A 17,695-nucleotide genomic window follows, 5' to 3' on the forward strand; every position below is an offset into this window, starting at 1 on the left:
TGGTGGGGACCACGTGCTGATTGTATCTAATCCGTCAGCGGAACAGCGAACCTGCGTCGTTAAGTTGTCGCCGGTCGCTAAAGATCCGCTCAAGCGAGCGATGGATATTCTAGTTGCGGGCGGCGCTTTGCTGTTCTTTGCACCGCTTCTCGCTCTCGTCGCCATTCTGATCAAGCTCGAGTCGCGGGGGCCGGTGATGTTCCGGCAATCGCGTGGCGGGTTGAATGGTCATGCCTTCACGATCTTCAAGTTTCGGTCGATGCGGTGCCAAGAGAATGGCGCGAAGGTTGTTCAAGCCAAGCGGGACGATGATCGGATCACGACCGTCGGCCGGATCATCCGTAAGACGAGCATCGACGAGCTTCCGCAGCTGCTGAACGTGTTGCGCGGTGACATGTCGATCGTCGGGCCGCGTCCCCATGCCTTGGCGCATGATGAGCAGTACGGCGCGCTCATCGCCAACTATCACCTGCGTTTCCGGGCTCGCCCGGGCCTGACGGGCTTGGCTCAGATCAAAGGCCTGCGCGGCGGCACCGGCGCTTTGGAAGCCATGGCGGCCCGTATCGACGCGGACAATGAGTACATCGAGCGCTGGACGCTCGGTGGCGACATCAAGATCCTGCTTTTGACGGTTCCCCATCTTCTGATGGCTGAGAACGCCTACTAGCCTCGGCGACTAGTCGCCGGCCGCACCAAAAATTGGGCTCTTCAAGAGTCGAGGTGCAAAACTGTCATTAGGGATAAATAAGTCGGTCTGTGTGCTTGCACGGGGCGATGAACCTTTTTGGAACTTCTTGTCCGCATAGACGGGCAGCATTCTTTATCGTGGGGAAATTATGCGCGTAGCGATGATTGGCACGGGTTATGTGGGCCTGGTGTCGGGGGCGTGCTTCGCCGACTTCGGTCACGTGGTGACGTGCATCGACAAGGATCCTAGCAAGATCGAGCGCCTGGAAAAGGGTGAGATCCCGATCTTCGAGCCGGGCCTGGATGACTTGGTGGCCCGCAATGTCCGCGAGGGTCGACTGTTCTTCACGCTGGAAGGCGCTCAGGCGATCAAGGAAGCGGACGCGGTGTTCATCGCCGTCGGCACGCCGACCCGCCGCGGCGATGGCCACGCCGATCTGTCGTATGTCTACGCCGCGGCTGAAGAGATCGCCGGCCTGATCGAGGGCTTCACCGTCGTGGTCACCAAGTCGACCGTGCCTGTCGGCACCGGCGACGAGGTCGAGGCGATCATCAAGCGGGTTCGCCCAGACGCCCAATTCGCGGTGGTCTCGAACCCCGAATTCCTGCGCGAAGGCGCGGCGATCGAAGACTTCAAGCGCCCCGACCGCGTGGTCGTCGGCACCGAGGACGAGCGCGCCCAGGCGGTGATGCGCGACCTCTATCGTCCGCTGAGCCTGAACGAGACCCCGATCGTCTTCACCGGCCGCCGGACCAGCGAACTGATCAAGTACGCCGCCAACGCCTTCCTGGCGATGAAGATCACCTTCATCAACGAGATGGCCGATCTCTGCGAAAAGGTTGGCGCCGACGTCCAGTCGGTCGCCAAGGGCATTGGCTTGGACAAGCGCATCGGCGGCAAGTTCCTGAACGCCGGCCCCGGCTACGGCGGTTCGTGCTTCCCGAAGGACACCATCGCCCTGGTTCGCACGGCCCAGCAGTATGGCGCGCCGACGCGCCTGATCGAGACCACAGTCGAGGTCAACGACGCCCGCAAGAAGGCCATGGCCACCAAGGTGGCCGACGCCATCGGTTCGACCGACCTGACTGGGAAGACGATCGGCGTGCTGGGCGTGACCTTCAAGCCCAACACCGACGACATGCGCGACGCCCCCAGCCTTGATATCCTGCCCGCCCTGCAGGCCATGGGCGCCAAGGTCCAGGCGTTTGACCCGGAAGGCGCCAAGGAAGCGGCCCACATGCTCAAGGGCGTGGACTTCAAGGCTGGCGCCTACGAGGCGGCCGAGGGCGCCGACGCCCTGGTCATTCTGACCGAGTGGGACCAGTTCCGCGCGCTCGACCTCGCTCGAATCAAGGGCCTGCTGAACGCCCCGGTCGTCGTGGACCTGCGCAACGTCTACAAGCCGGCCGAGATGGTTCGTCACGGCTTCACCTACGCCTCGATCGGTCGAGGCTAAGTCATGACGATCCCGATCATCGTCACCGGCGCGGCCGGCTTCGTGGGCTACCACGTGGCCGAGCGCCTGCTCGATCGCGGCGTGGCGGTGATCGGAGTAGACGTCTTCAACGCCTACTACGACCCGGCTTTGAAGGACGCGCGGGCCGCACGACTGGAAGGTCGTGACGGCTTCAAGATGGTCCGCATGGACATCGCTGAGCATGAAACCTTCGCCGAACTGGTGAAGACTTCGGGCGCGAAGCAGGTGATCCATCTGGCCGCCCAGGCTGGCGTCCGCTATTCGATCGAGAACCCGTTCGCCTATGAGCGCAGCAACCTGGCCGGCCATTTGTCGGTGCTGGAAGCCTGTCGCCATGCCGAAGTCGAGCACCTGGTCTACGCCTCGTCATCGAGCGTCTACGGCGATCGCCCGCTGAACGGCGACGGCTTCAAGGAGAGCGATCCGGCCGAAAGCCCGGTGTCGCTCTACGCCGCCACCAAGCGCTCGTGCGAGATGCTGAGCCAGAGCTATGCCAAGCTCTATCGCTTCCCGCAGTCGGGCCTGCGGTTCTTCACCGTCTATGGTCCTTGGGGGCGGCCGGACATGGCCTACTTCGGCTTCACCGAGAAGATGCTGAAGGGCCAATCGATCGAGGTGTACGGCGAGGGCAAGATGGCCCGTGACTTCACCTATATCGACGACATCGTCGACGGCATTCTGGGCGTTTTGGACAACCCGCCCGCCAAGGGCGGGCACGAAGTCTATAACATCGGCGACAATGACCCCGTCGGCCTGATGGACATGATCACCACGCTCGAAGCCGCGCTCGGCATCGAGGCCGAGAAGATCTACCGTCCCATGCAGCCCGGTGACGTCACCGCCACCTTCGCCAACATCGACAAGCTCCAGGCGCTGTGCGGCTACAAGCCCAAGATCAAGCTGGCCGAAGGCCTCCGCCGCTTCGTCGAATGGCGTCGCAGCTATAGGGGGGCGGCATGAAAATCGCGCACGTCATCACGCGCCTGCTGAAGGCCGGGTCGGAGGAGAACACGATCGCTAGCTGCCTCCACCAGTTGGAGCGGGGCTTCGAGGTCTCCATCATCCACGGCGACGAGTTCGAACCGTCGCACTACGACACTCTACCGGCCAGCCTGAAACTAATCCGGCTGGACGAGATGGTGCACGCGATCAGGCCCAGGAGTGACATGGCCGCCGTAGCCGGCCTGCGCAAGCTTTACAGGGAGCACGGTTTCGACGTTGTCCATACCCACCAGAGCAAGGCGGGCATCCTGGGACGACTGGCGGCCGTAGGCCTGCCCGGCGTGGCGGTAGTTCACACCGTGCACATCGCCCCATTCTTGAACGTCGGCGGTGCTACCAAGCTCTTCTACGTGTTGGCCGAACGCGCCTGCGCGACGGTCACGGATGTGATGATTAGCGTAAGCGAAGGTATGCGTAAGGCCTGCCTGGACCATGGCGTCAGCGATCCCGACCGTCACGTCGTGATCCGCTCGGGCATGCCGCTGGAGCGCTTCACTTCGGCCAAGCCTGTCGCGGACTGGCGCGGCCGCATCGGCGGCTGGGCCGGCAACGCGCGGCCTAAGATAGTCCTGACGCTGGCCGCCTTCGAGCCACGCAAACGCCAGGAAGCTTTCATAGAGGCAATGGCGCCGCACCTGCGTGGCCGCGACGATATCTGTCTGCTTTTCGCCGGCCAGGGCGTTCAGCTGGAACCGGCGCGCGCCCTGGCTGAGCGTCTGGGCGTTGGCGACCAGGTCCGTCTGCTTGGGCATGATCCGAAGCCCGAGGAGTTGATCGCTCTTTCCGACGTCTGTGTGCTGACCTCCGAACGGGAGGGTCTGCCGCGCGTGGTGGTGCAATATCTGGCTGGCGGCAAGCCTGCTGTGGTCAGCGACCTCCCGGGTATCGAGGAGATCGTCAAGGCCGGCGTGAACGGCCTTGTGACCGACGCGGACGACCTAGCCGACACAGCGTCAGCGGTCGTGCGTCTGTGCGATGCACCAGCCGAACTTGAAGCCCTGTCCAAGGGCGCACGCGAGACTGACGTGACGCCTTGGGCGCAGGATCGCATGGGACGCGACATCGAGACGGCCTATCGGGCGGCTCTGGCGCGTAAGCGTCGCACCCGTGCCGTCGAGGTTGCGGTTTGACCATCTACATCAACGGCCGTTTCCTGACTCAGCGGCGGTCGGGGATGCAGCGTTGGGCAGAGGGCATCGTCCAGGCTCTGGATGTGCGTCTCGCCTCGCATACCGAGGTCGCCATCAGTTTGGGCTCGGTCACTGTACTGCTCCCAAAGGGCGACGTGCGTGACCTCGGACTGCGCCACATCAACGTCCGCCGTGTCGGCTTAATGTCGGGGCATGTATGGGAACAGGGAGAGCTTTTACTGGCGGCGCGCGACGGCGTGCTCCTGAACCTGCTTAGCAGCGGCCCGCTGCTGCATCCTCGCCAGATTTCTACTTTCCATGATGCAGCGGTGCTGCGCATGCCGGAGTTATTCAGCAAAAGCTATCGCGCCCTGCACACGCGTCTGCGCCCGGCTCTGGCGCGTCGTGCAGCGGGGCTGATCACAGTTTCGAACTTCTCGGCAGGCGAGCTCTCCGAACTGTTGGGTGTGCCGCGCGAGCGCTTCGTCATCGCGCCAAACGCCGCCGAGCATATCCAACTGACCCAAGCTAAGCCGGACGTTCTGCCCAAGAACAACCTGACGTCGGGGCGTTACGCGCTCTGCGTGGGCAATCAGACGCCTAACAAGAATGTCGTCACCGCGATCCGGGCCTTCCAGGCGCTGGAGCGACCGGACCTGAAACTGGTTATTGTCGGCGCCGGCGATGCCGAAGTCTTCGGAACCGTGGCGCTGGCAGACCATCCCAACGTTGTGCGCCTGGGCTTTGTGGATGATGGCCAATTGCGGTCGCTCTACGAGTCGGCGGCTTTCCTATGCTTCCCATCGCTGTACGAGGGGTTTGGCATTCCTGTGCTCGAGGCCATGGCGCTTGGTTGTCCAGTGATTGCCTCCGACGCGGCGGCCGTGCCGGAAACCTGTGGTGACGCGGCTCTGATGGCTTCGCCGACCGACGTCGACGCCTTCACCCGGGCGATGGCGCGGGTTCTGAACGAGCCAGGTCTGGCTGATGACCTGCGTCGGCGGGGACGAGCGCGCGCGTCCAAGTTCAGCTGGGATGGCGCGGCGGCCCAGGTCGAGACGTTGCTCTTGCGGCTGGCGAGGGGGGGGAGGCATTGAGCCGCTCCGTATCCAAGAAGCCTGTCGCCGTCCTGTTCACGGGCCACTTCTACCAACAGATGCGCCGCGGCAGCATGCACTGGCTAGCCGACGAATTGCGAAAGTCAGGCTGGCATGTGCGGTTCGTGACGTTCGGCATCAGTGGCCTGTCGAAACTGACCGGTGACGTTCGCCTAACGGGTGCATCGCTGCCGCCGCAGGGACTGACCCAATTGGCGGACGATCTGGACGCCTATTTCCAGATCACGCCGTTTCATCCGATCGACCTGCGCAAGGGATGGCTGAACGCCTTAGCGGCGCCGATCTTCACAATCTTCCCGAAGTTCTGGACTGCCGCTGTGCGTCGCCTGACGCGCAACGCCGATCTGGTCGTTCTGGAAAGCGGCCTGCCGATCCTACTGGCGCCGCTCGTGCGCCTCCATTCCGGGGGCAAGCTAGTCTATCGCGTTAATGACGACGTGCGCGTAATGCGGACACCTGTTCAGGTTCGCCGCGCCGAAATTGACTACGCGCCGCTGTTCGACCGCATTAGCTTGGCGAGCCCCGTTTTGGCTAAGCGGTTTGAGGACGTCGGCAAGATCGGGCTCGACCCGATGGGGCTGGAGACACCCCTGTTTGATCAGCCTCATTCTTCGCCGTTCGAGGCGCCGCCCTTGGCTCCCCGCTGGGAGGTAGAGGCCGTGTGCGCCGGTGCGTCGCACTTCGACGCTGACGCTGTCCTGACGATGGCGCGGTTGCGACCGACTTGGCGTTTCCACATTCTCGGCCGACTACGCGCACCTCTGCGCGCGTCAAACATCGTCAGTCATGGTGAACGGCCGTTCGCCGAGGTAGTGCCCTTCGTGCAGCACGCCGACATCGGCCTAGCCCCCTACAAGGACATCCCGGGGGTCGAGTACCAAGTACACCACTCAAACCGGCTCTTGCAGTACGCTTATCTCCGGCTGCCGAGCGTAGGTCCAATGCGGATGGCGCACCCTGACGCTCCGTTCCTGGTGGGCTATGAGCCGGGAGATGACGAATCCATAGATAGGGCGTTGCAGACGGCGATTCGTATGCCGCGTGATTCCTTGGTATCCAAGGTTCAACCATGGTCCTCGCTCTGTCAGGGCGTTCTAAGCGTGTGTGAAGGCCGTACCGAAGTAGGGGCGGATAGAGGGCGGGATCATGCATAAGTTGAAGTCTGTACAATTCCTGCGAGCGCTTGCGGCATTGCTTGTCACGATCGCTCACGCCTCCGAGGAGGCTAAGTATTTTTTCAACTTTAAACCTTTGATCGAGACCGTTCCTTTCGGAAAGGGTGTCGATATATTTTTCGTGATTAGCGGTTTTATTATCTACTATTCGAGCTCGAAACTATTCGCAAAGCCTGGTGGTGTAGGTAGGTTTGCGTACAACAGATTTTCTCGAGTTGTGCCGCTCTATTATATATTCACAACGCTCATGGTGTTGGTGGTTATATTTCTACCTTCGGGAGTAAAGGAAGCGCGCCTAGATATCGCTCAAATCATTAGTTCCTATACGTTCTTTCCGTATGCCAGATACGATGGACGTATTGCTCCAATCCTTTCACTTGGTTGGACGCTCAACTATGAAATATTCTTCTACGCTCTGTTCTCAATGGTTGTTTGGCTGCCTGGGCGGAAGGCTGCAATTGCCATGCTTGGCGCGCTGGCGCTGCTGGTGACCGTCGGTCTCTTCCTTCCCAGCTCCGCGCCTGCCGCGCTACGCGCGTGGACTGACAATATCATCCTGGAGTTCGGGTTGGGTGTCTTGATCGCCGTTCTCTATGAGGCCTATGGGAAGCGCTTCGCGCGGTCGACCGGTCTCGCGATCGCGGTCTTGGCGATCGGCCTCGCGCTGATCTATGTCCTGAATTTGCCGGAGCTACTGCCGAAGTGGCCCCGGATTCTCGTTGCCGGGCTGCCGGCGGGACTGATCGTTGGCGCAGCAGTGCTCTTGCTGCCTGAGAAGTCGGAGGAAGCCTTGCCTGCTTGGGGCACGGCGCTGGGCGACAGTTCCTACTCTCTCTATTTGAGTCACCGTTTTGTGCAGAGGCCGATCCAGATTCTGATCCATAAGCTTAATTTGCCGGGGCTCCTGGATGGTGCGATGTATCTGATATTGGCGGTTCTGGGGGCCGTCGTGGCTGGGCACATTGTGTTCAAGCTCGTGGAACAGCCTCTGCTAAAGGCGTTGAGGCCCAGAAAATCTATACCAGCGAACGTCCGCTAGAGTTCTGTAAGAAGGTGATCTGTGAAAAGCGGACTCGTCTCCACTCGAAAATCTCCCGTAAAGTCTGATTGGTTCGCCTTTATCATTTCGCCTCCAGTGGTGATGGCGATCATATGGTTTGTGTCTATCCTCGTGTTCTTTGTCGCTGATGCGGTAAAGGGAGATCTTCTGTATCTGAGATATATGTCTCAGGCGGAGCGTATCGAGGACGATGCAACCGCTCTCTCCTTCATATGGCTGCTATTGGCCCTTACGGTATTCAGCGCTTCTGCCGCATTTGGAATGAAGCTCAACATCAAGCCGTCGAAAACAACCTTCAATTATCAGAAGGCGGCGCGCGGTGTTTTGGTCGTGTTCGGCTTTACGCTACTGGTTTCTTTTCTTTGGATTGGCGTTGCCATCATTCAGCTAGGGGGGGTGGCGCGCATGGCTGCGCTGGCAGCCAGCGAGAATGCCGTAGCCCGGTCCGTTCTTCTAAGTGCTGCCTTTCCGGGGGGGCGGCTGATTGCAACCGGTTTCATCGGGTTGGCGGTCTTCTGCAGTTTCGTGATTGGTCGCCCGCGGCCGGCGGGCGCACCGAGTAGGGATTTGCTGCCCTTCATTGTCGTGCTGGGCGTGTGTATCGCTTATCTTGGGATCATTCCGATCATTATGTCTGGGCGTGTGAACTTCTTCACCGCTGTGATCGCTAGCTATATCGCGGCCTGTATTCCAAATCGTCGTTTTATAGGAATTGGATTTCTGCCCATTCCTATTGCGCTGCTCGCGCTGGTCTGGGGCATCACTGATTATTTTGCCCTTCACGGTGTCGTCGAGGTCTCTCCTGTTGAGCAGGCGACCCAAGGGTTATTGTTCTATTTCTATAATGATATCTCCAATGCTCTGAATCCAATCGGAAAGCTGGATGGGCACTATGCCTACGGTTGGAATTCTCTGAGATTCTTGTTTTTCTTTACCTTTACGGACAAGGCAATATTGGATGCCACGATGGAATCGCGGACATTCCTGCTGCAGTTTCGGCATGGCGGCGAGTATCCTCTGTTGACCGCGCCCTATATAGATTTCAGTTTCTTGGGAATTATTGTTATTTCCTTGATGGGTATTGTCTGTGGGCGCGAATATAAGAAGGCCCTAATGGGTGAAGAGAATAGTAGTGTCTATGGAATTATATTTGCCTGTCTGGTTTTGTCTGTTCATGCGTCTTATCTGACAAATCACGAGATATTCTATAATATTATTCTTTGTACCTTTCTATCTCGATATGGCCGTGTCAGGTATTAGCCAATGTTTTTTGTCTGGTGCTCAAGGTGTTAAAGAAAGCCGCAATTGACGGGATGGTTTGGGGGATTGGGGGAAAGGTCGCGCTGATCCTTGCCAACTTCCTGACCCTCATGATCACGAGCCGGGCGTTGAGCGCCGCGGAGTTCGGGGTCTTCGCGGCTGCTGGTGTGTTTACTGACCTTAGCTGGGCGATAGCGACGTCCACTTTCGGCATCGCCCTTGTCCAGAAGAAAGACCTTTCGATCGATCAGCAGCGCGCTGGGCTCTATGCTTTCTTGGCGGTATCGCTTGCACTCAGTCTGCTGATGATTGTTTTTGCCAGACTACTCGAGGGAATACTGAAGGCCCCGGGGCTTAGTTTGGTCCTGTACGCTTTGGCTGTTTTCGTACCTTTCAAGGTGATGACGGGATATTTTGGGGCGCTGCTCCAGCGACGGCTCGACATGCGCTTCTACCAAATGAGCCAGAACCTTCCGCAGATCGTGGGCAGTTGTGCCGTGACTGCTGTGATGGCGGCTACGGGGTTCGGGGTTTGGTCGCTCGTGTGGGGATATGGTGCGGCGTCCGTATTGGAGTTCGCAATGACCGCAGTCCGCGCCAAGGCGGACTATGCTCCGCCGAAATCGCTAAGAAGTGTGGAGAGTCTGCTCCAGATTGGGAGCGCGTCTGTTGTGCACCGTATAACCAATTTCGCAGCGACGAATGCTGATCGCCTAATCATCGGTTCGATGTTGGGGGCTGCGAGCCTTGGCCTCTATTCTCGAGCGTATAGCTTGATGATGGTGCCGGTGAAGCTCCTTGGATTCACAATAAACCGAACTTTCCTGGCTGTGTTTTCGCATATGCAGGATGATGAATCGCGATTGCGTCGGGCTCTTCAGCGCGTGATCGAAGTGCAGACAATCGTCTATCTGCCGGTGGGCGTGGGGTTTATCTTTGCTACGCCTCTCATAGTGAGAGTGGTTCTTGGGGAGCAGTGGGGCGCCGCGATACCATTGGCGCAAATCTTCTTCTTCGCGCTTTTTGCGCGACTGGGATATGTGGCCTTGGAGATAGCGTCCTTTTCTGTAGGCGAGATCTGGAGCGCCACTCGCCGGCAGGTTGCCTATGCGTTGATGGTAGTGTCAGGGGGCGCAGCTGCGGCCTTTTTCGGATTGCAGGGCACGGTGATTGGCGTGACGCTCGCGCTGATTGCATTTTACGCGCTGTCCTTGCGGCGTGTCATAGTCCGCTTCAATTGCTCGCCGAAGGCCATTGCGGTTGCTCATCTTCGCGCCGCCCTTATTGCGGGTTCTGCTACTATCGCTGCAATCCTAAGTGGTGACTTGGTGCATGGCATTGGATTGCCGTCGCCTTACGACATAATCCAAGTTTTTGTGTATTGGGCTACCTTCGCAGCGTTATTGGCGATCGCGCCTACGGTTCTTGTCGGAGAAGACGTGGTCGCCAGTCGACGCTCTGCTTTGACCTTAGTCACGAAGCGGCTAAATCGTGTGTTTTCAAGACATCAAGGACGAGAAAAGGAAGCGTAGTATGAAGATCGACTATTTTCATATTGCGCCGATACCATCCAATTTCGCAAATGCGGTTCAAGTCGTGAAGACTTGTGCCGCGTTGACGCGGGTGGGCGCCGACGTGACGCTATTTTGCCCCAAGGGAGGCAATGTCTCGGACATCTATAATATATATGATGTCTCTGAGCGGTTTGATGTCAAATTCTTGCCTATTTTAAAGATCCCGATCGTTGGATCGACAGTTTTTCGCATGCTCTCGGCCTATCTGATGCTCACGCGTCCGGGAACTGTGGTCTACACACGTGAAGTAGGCGTGGCAGCATTAGCCGGACTACTTGGGAAACCGTTTATATATGAGCTTCATGCGGTGCCGCATAAACCTGTTCAGAGGTTCATGTCGCGGCGTTTTGTAAAGTCTCGCTCTATGTTGCGTTTCGTCTCAATTACGCGCGGCGTCGAGGATGACTTCCAGGAGCAGTTCGGTGCAATCGATGAGGGGCGGCGCGCCATCATCCCGTGCGCGGCCGATGTGCCGGAGCGCTCACATGGGGAGAAGCGTCCGTCGGGTGATATCTATCGGGTCGGCTATGTTGGCCACCTATACCCAGGCAAGGGTGCCGCGACTATTCGAGATCTAGCGGAGCGGCACCCTGACATCGAATTCCACGTCGTTGGAAAGGTTGAGGATCCTGAGCTGCGATCAGGGCTAGATAACCTCATTGTTCATGGACCGCGGCCACACGTTGAAGCCATGCGGTTGCTCGATTCATTCAACGCCGTGCTAGCGCCCTATCAGAATGACGCGTCCGCATCGGGGGTGGTGCTATCTAGGTGGTTCTCCCCTTTGAAGCTCTTTGAGTATATGGCGCATGCAAAACCAATTATTTCATCGAAGCTTCCCGTCATCGAGGAGGTTTTGACGGATGAAATCGATGCGCTCCTTGTTGAGCCGAATAATCGCGAGGCTTGGTCAAGAGCAGTGTTGAGGCTAAGGGGGGATAGGGGGCTTTCGGAGGCTCTCTCCAATAACGCGTATAACCTTGTTCGATCGAAGTATTCCTACACCGAGCGAGCTCGAACAATATTATCTTTGGTACGCTGATGTCTTTGCTTCGTGCGTTGGCTTCAGCGCTTGATGCTGAAGCCAACGCATCGATCTGAAGATTGCCTAGACGAAAGTTCCTTTTGTGGCTTTTGACCATGCGGCTAGGCCGTCAACGAACGTGCGTTGCTCGAAAAAGCCGTTGTCTATCGCCCACTCCGGATAGACATACGTCGAGCGGATGAGTTTTGTGACGCGGTCGGGGTGGACGCCAAGGCCTACGCCGTTGAGGCCTGCGAAAGCTTTTGCGCCGAGCATAACGACGTCGCGAGGAACGTCGACCAGCTTTGCATCAGGGAAATAATTGTCACGCAGTGATGTAACAATCATTTCTAGTGTCGGGCACTCCGGGTAGCTTCCATTAAGAACTTCAATATTGTTGATAGATTTTCCGGCTGATAAAAATAGTTCAATTAAGTCTTCCACATAGATGCACGACTTGATCGTGTCTCGTCGGCCCGGGAAGACGAAAAAGCCCTTTTTCAATAGAGCGGCCATGCGCGCGAAGTTTCCGCCTTCCCCCGCGCCAAACACTACGGCTGGCCTGACAATGGTGAGCTTGCGATTTGGGTGAGCGCCGAGCCAGTTTTTGTGGATTTTCTCGGCCATGAGCTTTGACTTACCGTAGGCGGAGACAGGGGCCGGGGGGGGGGTCTCCACTTTCTTCTCTTCGGAGGGGCCGTAAATGGAGATCGAGCTCGTAAAGGTGATGTGGCGAGTTTGGTCCAGCTCTGCCTTCCGAGTGACTTCCAAGGCTCCATCTACATTCGTGTCGTAGTATTCATGATCCGGGTGGCCGGGAGTCGTGTGAATGGCCGCCAGGTTATAAATGCGATCGAAGGCTGGAAGGTCCAGCGAGGAAAGCGATCGAACGTCTGCTGAGATGTATCTAGCGCCTGGTAGCGTTTCGCGAGGCGATCGTATGTCGAGGCAAAACAGATTGGCTTCTGTCTGACTCAATTGTCTCGCCAAATGCGTGCCAATAAACCCGGACGCTCCGGTGATAAGTATATTCTCACCTTTGGAAATCGTATTTTCTGATTTCTGAAAAGCTTCCATATTGTTTCGCGCTAGCCCCTTCGTTTGAAGCATATCTGGTGCTCACATAGTCGATGTGAGTAGCTATAGCGAGCATGAAAAGGTAATCGGCGCCAAGATTTTGGTTGTTGGGCTATTTTCTCTTCTTCAAAGATTTTAGGGGTGAGTGATCTGGTGCGTATTTTCGCCTCAAGGTGAAATCCCCGCCCCGAGCTCTGCCCGTAAGCCGAAGTGTCGGGGATGGGGTGTCGCCAGCCAAGTTCAGTGTCACGCCGTTAATGTTTCCGGCGCCGGTGGCGGAGAAGTTGGCAAATCCTTTTCCGGTATAGGTGATTGTGTCAAAATAACAGTGTTTGAGGGTAGCTGACACGTGAATATCGCGGTCGTCTTCGGAGCCAGTCTGTAGCCAGGAAATAAGAGGACAGGAGATATTGCTAACCGCTAGGGCGAGGCGAACGTGGCGAACTGCACCAAAGCCGGTAGCGGATCGTTTCACGACTGCGCCGTCTCCGCCGATTGAGCGTGACATCGATGAGGTCATCGCTCTATCTACGACGAGAGAGGCCTGAACATGCTCCAGGACCTCACCCTCTCTTGCCTGAAGCAGCACGGCGGGGCCGCGGGTGTTTTTTATCATGGTATTTGAGATGTTGATGCCGCATCCGGCGCCATAGAGCCATATCCCACAACTGTTGACCTGTGGGATCGTCTTTTCGCCAATGTCACCAACCTTCATTTGGCCGGCATTTTCTATGTCTATCTCTATATTGATATTGTCAATGCGCGCGGAGCGACCGCCGTTGGATGCGGGTGTGCATGCTACGGCTGCATTTAGCGTGTTGTTCACGCGTCCGGTTATCGTTCCGTTGGGCATTTCGACGTGGAAGCCCGTCACCGTGTTTCGTATTTCTAAGTCGAGGCGAAATGCGCTGCGTGAGACAGCAATGCCGTTGTCTTCAGGGATAGGCCCAAGATAGCAGGCGTCATCGCCCGTGTTTTCAATGTGGGCCTCAATGTCGATCCACTTGGCGCCCCGGGGAATCCATATGCCGGAGTCGCCTATCGATCCGTGTGAATGCGCCTTCTCGAAGACGCGCCCTCCAATCTTCACTCTCCTCATGATGATCTCGTGAGGAAGCCAAAGCTTCGGGGGGGAGCGGTCGAAGCTGACGCCCATGTTGTCAGCGCAGGGTATGTTTACGGTGTCGAGGTATGTGGACCGAAAACCCTCTATCAGTAACATATCGACATTCGGCGTCCGGGTGCTGGGGCGCGACATCGCGATTTGGAGGCCCCTGATCGTCAGCCTCTCTCCATCGCAGGCGCTGTTGCCTATTTTGATGAAGCGATCGCCGAACTGCGCATTAGGCTTGCGCGCAATAAGGGACGCGCCCCATGCCTCAATCTCGAGCTCCCTGATAGCCGAGCTCGAGCACGGAATGACGCCGTCGAAGCAATAGACTCCAGGCTCGATGATAATTCGAGTGAGCGCACCGGTTGAAGCGGCCTGAAATAAAGATCTAAGGGCAGGGCCATTATCAGTGCCGCGACCATCGATACTGCCGTCGGCGATGCCTCCCAGGGCTGAAAGACGCAACTCGTCAAATCGCCTTTGGCTCGAGGTGGTCCGCGTCGTTGCCGATGCAGCCGCGCCAAGCAGGAAGCGGCGAGTAAGGTCAAGGTCGGCCACGACAACACTCCTTTGTCCCCCATTGAGAATGGAGGGCATGGCGCGCCAACGGTCAAATCCGCGCTGCGCGTCCATGAGGCCGTGTGGAGACTTAGTTACCGGTCTACTTGGAATAGGGGCGAGGTTGCGACGATATAGAGTGCCGTCTGCGCGCGTTTACGCGCTTGGGTCGCCAAGTCCGCGTTCTTAATGGCGGCCATCGCGGTTACGAGGGCCTGGCGCTGCGAGGGTGTCATCGTGCCGTTGAGCATGATCAAATTGATGCGATCGATAGTCTTGCCATCATCGCCGCCGTTACTCTCCCATGTCGACCAATCGGGCTGAGTGCCAGTGGCCTTGGAGATGGCGGTCTGCGGCTGAAACTCGCTTCGCGCGGCGTCGCCGTTGATGGTCCAATCGTATAGGAAGTTGTGACGCGCGACGATGTTCGTGGTGCTCATAAGCTTGCTGACCGGGCTTATGGCGCCGGAGCCCAGGGGCAACGGAAAATCGTAGGGATAGTAGTTGAAGACCGAGGGAGCGCGGAACGGCGTCTGTCCCATAGCGGTGTCGCGAACCGTAAATGCGTAACCATCGGTCTTGTAGCCAATAGCTCTTGCAAGCGAGGTGGCGAGGAGGACCGGCTCCTTCACCTTGCCGGGAAGTTGTGAAACGACCCGCGCCTCGCTATCGAGATAGATCGCTCGAACGACGGCTTTCATATCACCTCTGATCCCTGAGCCATTGTCGGTGAATGTGGCTGCGACCCGTTCGACATAGGCTGGTGTCGGATTGGCTACCGTCAGTTGTTGGATCAGTCGTTTACAGATGTAAGGGGCGATATTGGGGTGGTTAAACACGGCGTCTACGACGGCGTCGACGTTGGCTTCTTGGGACGCGTTTGCCGGAACGGCTTTCCCGAGGAATGTTTTGGCTCCGTTGTCGAATCTCGATGTGAATTTCACCATGGGCTGGCTGAGGTCGCGATTAGTATAGTCGGTTAGAGATGCTCCGTTGGCGCGCGCATACGTCCATCCAGTTAAGGCGCGCGCGATCTCTTTCACGTCCGAGTTCGTGTAAGTCGCGATCGTCGCTCCGGAAGCGTCGGTCTGCGCGCTTCCGTCGGAATTGAGGAGGACGGTCCCCAAGGAGAATAGCTGCAGGAACTCGCGCGGATAATTTTCGTTGGGTCGATCCTTGTTGCTATCTGCCATATCCAGATAGTCGCCCATGTATCCGTTCATAGTGATCTGCTTGAGGGTGTCTCTATAATTCCCGAAAGCATTCGTTAGAAGGATTTGATTGTAGCTGGCGAGGCCTATCGTATTATGAACCTCACTCTCAGAGGCCACCACAATTTGAGAAAGCGCGAAGGCCACCCTTTGGCGGAGTTGATCTCGACCGACAAGGGCATTTGCATAGAAGCGCATCTGAACCGGGGTGGCTGAATAGTAGTCTCGATTGCAGTTGGTCATGTCGGTGCCTGACAAGCTTGCGCACAGACCAATTCCGCGAAGGGTGATATCGGCGTAGGTGCTTGAATAGATTGTGAATTGCTCATCGAGCCAGGCGTCGACGCTTTTTTTTCTGATGATGTCGTTGATCAATTCTGGCGTAGGGCCAAAGGTTGCCTGTTTTGCCAAGCGTGCGGCTTCGTCGGTTGTGAGTGAGCTGGAGGGAGCGAGTGCAATCGCATTCGCGCTCTGCATCTGAGAGGCAGGGGCTTGCGCAACGGTGCGAGCGTCATCGCTACAGCCAGAGATGCAGAGAGCTAGGGTCGCTAGACCTGCCAGGGAGATGTGGCGCCAAAACATGCTAGTTTCCTGAAGCGCCTGTCGCGCAGGCGCTATGAAGTGTGCTTGAGAAATGGGGCAGGCTTGGAAGCGAGCCTTATCCGAACAGCGGCACGGGTCCGCGGCCGCCGCCGTTCCAGTTGGCCCAGTTGGGGAAGATGTAGGGCATGTCGGCGGTGCTGACGCCGTACCACTGGGCGATGGCGCCGACATATTCCTCGGTAGCGATGGAGGGGATCCAGCGACCGTCGTTGGAGGTGTCTTCCGGGCCGCCGAAGGTCATGTCCGGATAACGCCCATGGACCTTGCCGTTTGCCAGCGCGCCGCCGATGACCAGGTGGTTGGAGCCCCAGGCGTGGTCGGTGCCGCCGCTGGCGTTGCCTTTGAACACGCGGCCGAAGTCCGACATCGTGAAGGCGGTGACGTTGTCCTGCAGGCTGAGCGCCTTCATGGCGTTGTAGAAACCTGCCAGGGCGTTGGCGAGGTCGCCGTAGAGATTGTTGTGGCTGGCCAGCTCGTTGGTATGGGTGTCGTAACCGCCCTGGCTGACGAAGAAGGTCTGTTTGGCGTGACCCAGCGTGCCGCGCGCCTCGATCATCCGCGCCGCGCGCAGCAGCTGACGGGAGATGTCCGAGGTCAGGGCCGCGCCGGTGGTGGGGTGGACGAAATACTTGTCCACGGTCGAGGTCGTCGAGCTGATGACGGTGTTGGCGGCCACAGCCTGGGCGTAGGCCGAGCTCATGCCCTTGCCGGTCAGGTCGGTGATCGCGCCGTACGACGAAGCGTCGGCGAACACGTCCAGCGCCGCCTGGCGCGCCTTCACGGCCGCGTCGGTGCTGGCGGCGTTATAGCCGTTGCGGACGATCGAGCCGGACGACGGCAGGATCAGCGGCGCGGTGCGGTCGCCGATCAGGCAGAGGTTGGAACCCGCGACCGAGATCAGCGGCGGCAGGCTGGCGGCCTGCGCCCGGTCGTTGATCCGGCCCATGAAGCCGTTGTTGTTGATCGCGCGGGTGCGCATGCCCTGCCACTGGTTCTGCTGGTCCTCGTGGGACATCAGGTTCACCGGGCGCAGGTCCGGACGGCTAGTGTAGAGCGCCTTGGTCAGCGGCGCGAACAGGGTGCCGGTGTTGAGCACCGCGCTGAGCGCGCCGTCGTCCCAGGCGGGCTTCAGGGCCGCCATGGCGCCGTGCAGGCCGAAGGCCGTGCCGGTCAGCGGCACCAGGGTCTCCTGCTTCAGCGCAATGCCCGAGCCGCGCTGCTTGGCGTAGTCGGCATAGCGGCCGTCATTGGGCACGACCATGTTCCAGGCGTCGTTGCCGCCGAACAGGAAGACCCCGACCATGGCGCGATAGCCGGAGGTGTCGGCAGCTAGGGCGCTGGAGAGGCCGAGTTGACCCAAGGCGGCGACGGCCGAGCCGCCGGCGGTCAGGCGCAGGAGTTCACGACGAGAGACGGTCATTACGCTTACCGAAAGAGATGTAACTGGCTCGGTTGGCGAACTACCCGAGAGCCTCGGTAAGTTATTTCACGGAATATTTTTGAATAAAATGCGGCAGCTTGGCGCACTAAATAATGTATTAAAGGTGAGTTTTGCGAAAAGTCGAATATACGTCATTTGACGATCGAAAATTTATTTGCTGAGAATTAATGAATTTTTTCCGAAATG

General features: G+C 58.2%; 14 protein-coding genes. 10 read left to right on the forward strand and 4 right to left on the reverse strand.

The window, feature by feature from the left end; translation table 11 throughout:
• The first annotated feature begins 13 nt into the window (after positions 1-13).
• From AC1RR5_RS05380 to AC1RR5_RS05425, 10 genes are all read left to right on the forward strand, one after another.
• Positions 14-667, forward strand: coding sequence for a sugar transferase (locus tag AC1RR5_RS05380; RefSeq protein WP_492920061.1), 654 nt, complete (start codon positions 14-16; stop codon positions 665-667).
• A gap of 169 nt (positions 668-836) precedes the next feature.
• On the forward strand, positions 837-2,144 hold the full coding sequence (locus AC1RR5_RS05385; protein WP_492920062.1) for a UDP-glucose dehydrogenase family protein: 1,308 nt from the start codon (positions 837-839) through the stop codon (positions 2,142-2,144).
• 3 nt (positions 2,145-2,147) lie between these two features.
• Entirely contained in the window at positions 2,148-3,125 is a 978-nt protein-coding gene (locus AC1RR5_RS05390; RefSeq protein WP_492920063.1) for an NAD-dependent epimerase/dehydratase family protein, read from the forward strand.
• Entirely contained in the window at positions 3,122-4,297 is a 1,176-nt protein-coding gene (locus AC1RR5_RS05395) for a glycosyltransferase (protein ID WP_492920064.1), read from the forward strand. Before AC1RR5_RS05390 ends, AC1RR5_RS05395 begins: the two co-directional genes overlap by 4 nt.
• Entirely contained in the window at positions 4,294-5,394 is a 1,101-nt protein-coding gene (locus AC1RR5_RS05400) for a glycosyltransferase family 4 protein (protein WP_492920065.1), read from the forward strand. The genes AC1RR5_RS05395 and AC1RR5_RS05400 overlap by 4 nt, the downstream gene beginning before the upstream one ends.
• Positions 5,391-6,569, forward strand: a complete 1,179-nt coding sequence (locus AC1RR5_RS05405; protein WP_492920066.1) for a GumK N-terminal domain-containing glycosyltransferase — start codon at positions 5,391-5,393, stop codon at positions 6,567-6,569. Before AC1RR5_RS05400 ends, AC1RR5_RS05405 begins: the two co-directional genes overlap by 4 nt.
• The gene (locus AC1RR5_RS05410; RefSeq protein WP_492920067.1) at positions 6,562-7,629 is read left to right on the forward strand and encodes an acyltransferase family protein; all 1,068 of its coding nucleotides are present in this window, start codon (positions 6,562-6,564) and stop codon (positions 7,627-7,629) included. Before AC1RR5_RS05405 ends, AC1RR5_RS05410 begins: the two co-directional genes overlap by 8 nt.
• Positions 7,630-7,650: 21 nt before the next feature.
• Positions 7,651-8,910, forward strand: a complete 1,260-nt coding sequence (locus tag AC1RR5_RS05415) for a hypothetical protein (RefSeq protein ID WP_492920068.1) — start codon at positions 7,651-7,653, stop codon at positions 8,908-8,910.
• Entirely contained in the window at positions 8,871-10,442 is a 1,572-nt protein-coding gene (locus AC1RR5_RS05420) for an oligosaccharide flippase family protein (protein WP_492920069.1), read from the forward strand. Before AC1RR5_RS05415 ends, AC1RR5_RS05420 begins: the two co-directional genes overlap by 40 nt.
• A gap of 1 nt (position 10,443) precedes the next feature.
• Complete coding sequence (locus AC1RR5_RS05425; protein ID WP_492920070.1) at positions 10,444-11,526, forward strand: glycosyltransferase; 1,083 nt, start codon at positions 10,444-10,446, stop codon at positions 11,524-11,526.
• 66 nt (positions 11,527-11,592) lie between these two features.
• On the opposite strand, the gene AC1RR5_RS05430 is transcribed toward AC1RR5_RS05425, so the two are convergent.
• From AC1RR5_RS05430 to AC1RR5_RS05445, 4 genes are all read right to left on the reverse strand, one after another.
• A complete protein-coding gene (locus AC1RR5_RS05430; RefSeq protein ID WP_492920071.1) occupies positions 11,593-12,618 on the reverse strand; it encodes an NAD-dependent epimerase/dehydratase family protein in 1,026 nt (341 codons plus the stop codon).
• 79 nt (positions 12,619-12,697) lie between these two features.
• On the reverse strand, positions 12,698-14,254 hold the full coding sequence (locus AC1RR5_RS05435; protein WP_492920072.1) for a hypothetical protein: 1,557 nt from the start codon (positions 14,252-14,254) through the stop codon (positions 12,698-12,700).
• 95 nt (positions 14,255-14,349) lie between these two features.
• Positions 14,350-15,942: a DUF1800 domain-containing protein gene (locus AC1RR5_RS05440; RefSeq protein ID WP_492920073.1), complete on the reverse strand. Its 1,593-nt coding sequence runs from the start codon at positions 15,940-15,942 to the stop codon at positions 14,350-14,352.
• Positions 15,943-16,123: 181 nt separating this feature from the next.
• On the reverse strand, positions 16,124-17,488 hold the full coding sequence (locus AC1RR5_RS05445; RefSeq protein WP_492920074.1) for a DUF1501 domain-containing protein: 1,365 nt from the start codon (positions 17,486-17,488) through the stop codon (positions 16,124-16,126).
• Positions 17,489-17,695 lie beyond the last annotated feature (207 nt).

This window comes from Caulobacter sp. GW821-FHT11E11 (genome assembly GCF_058808315.1).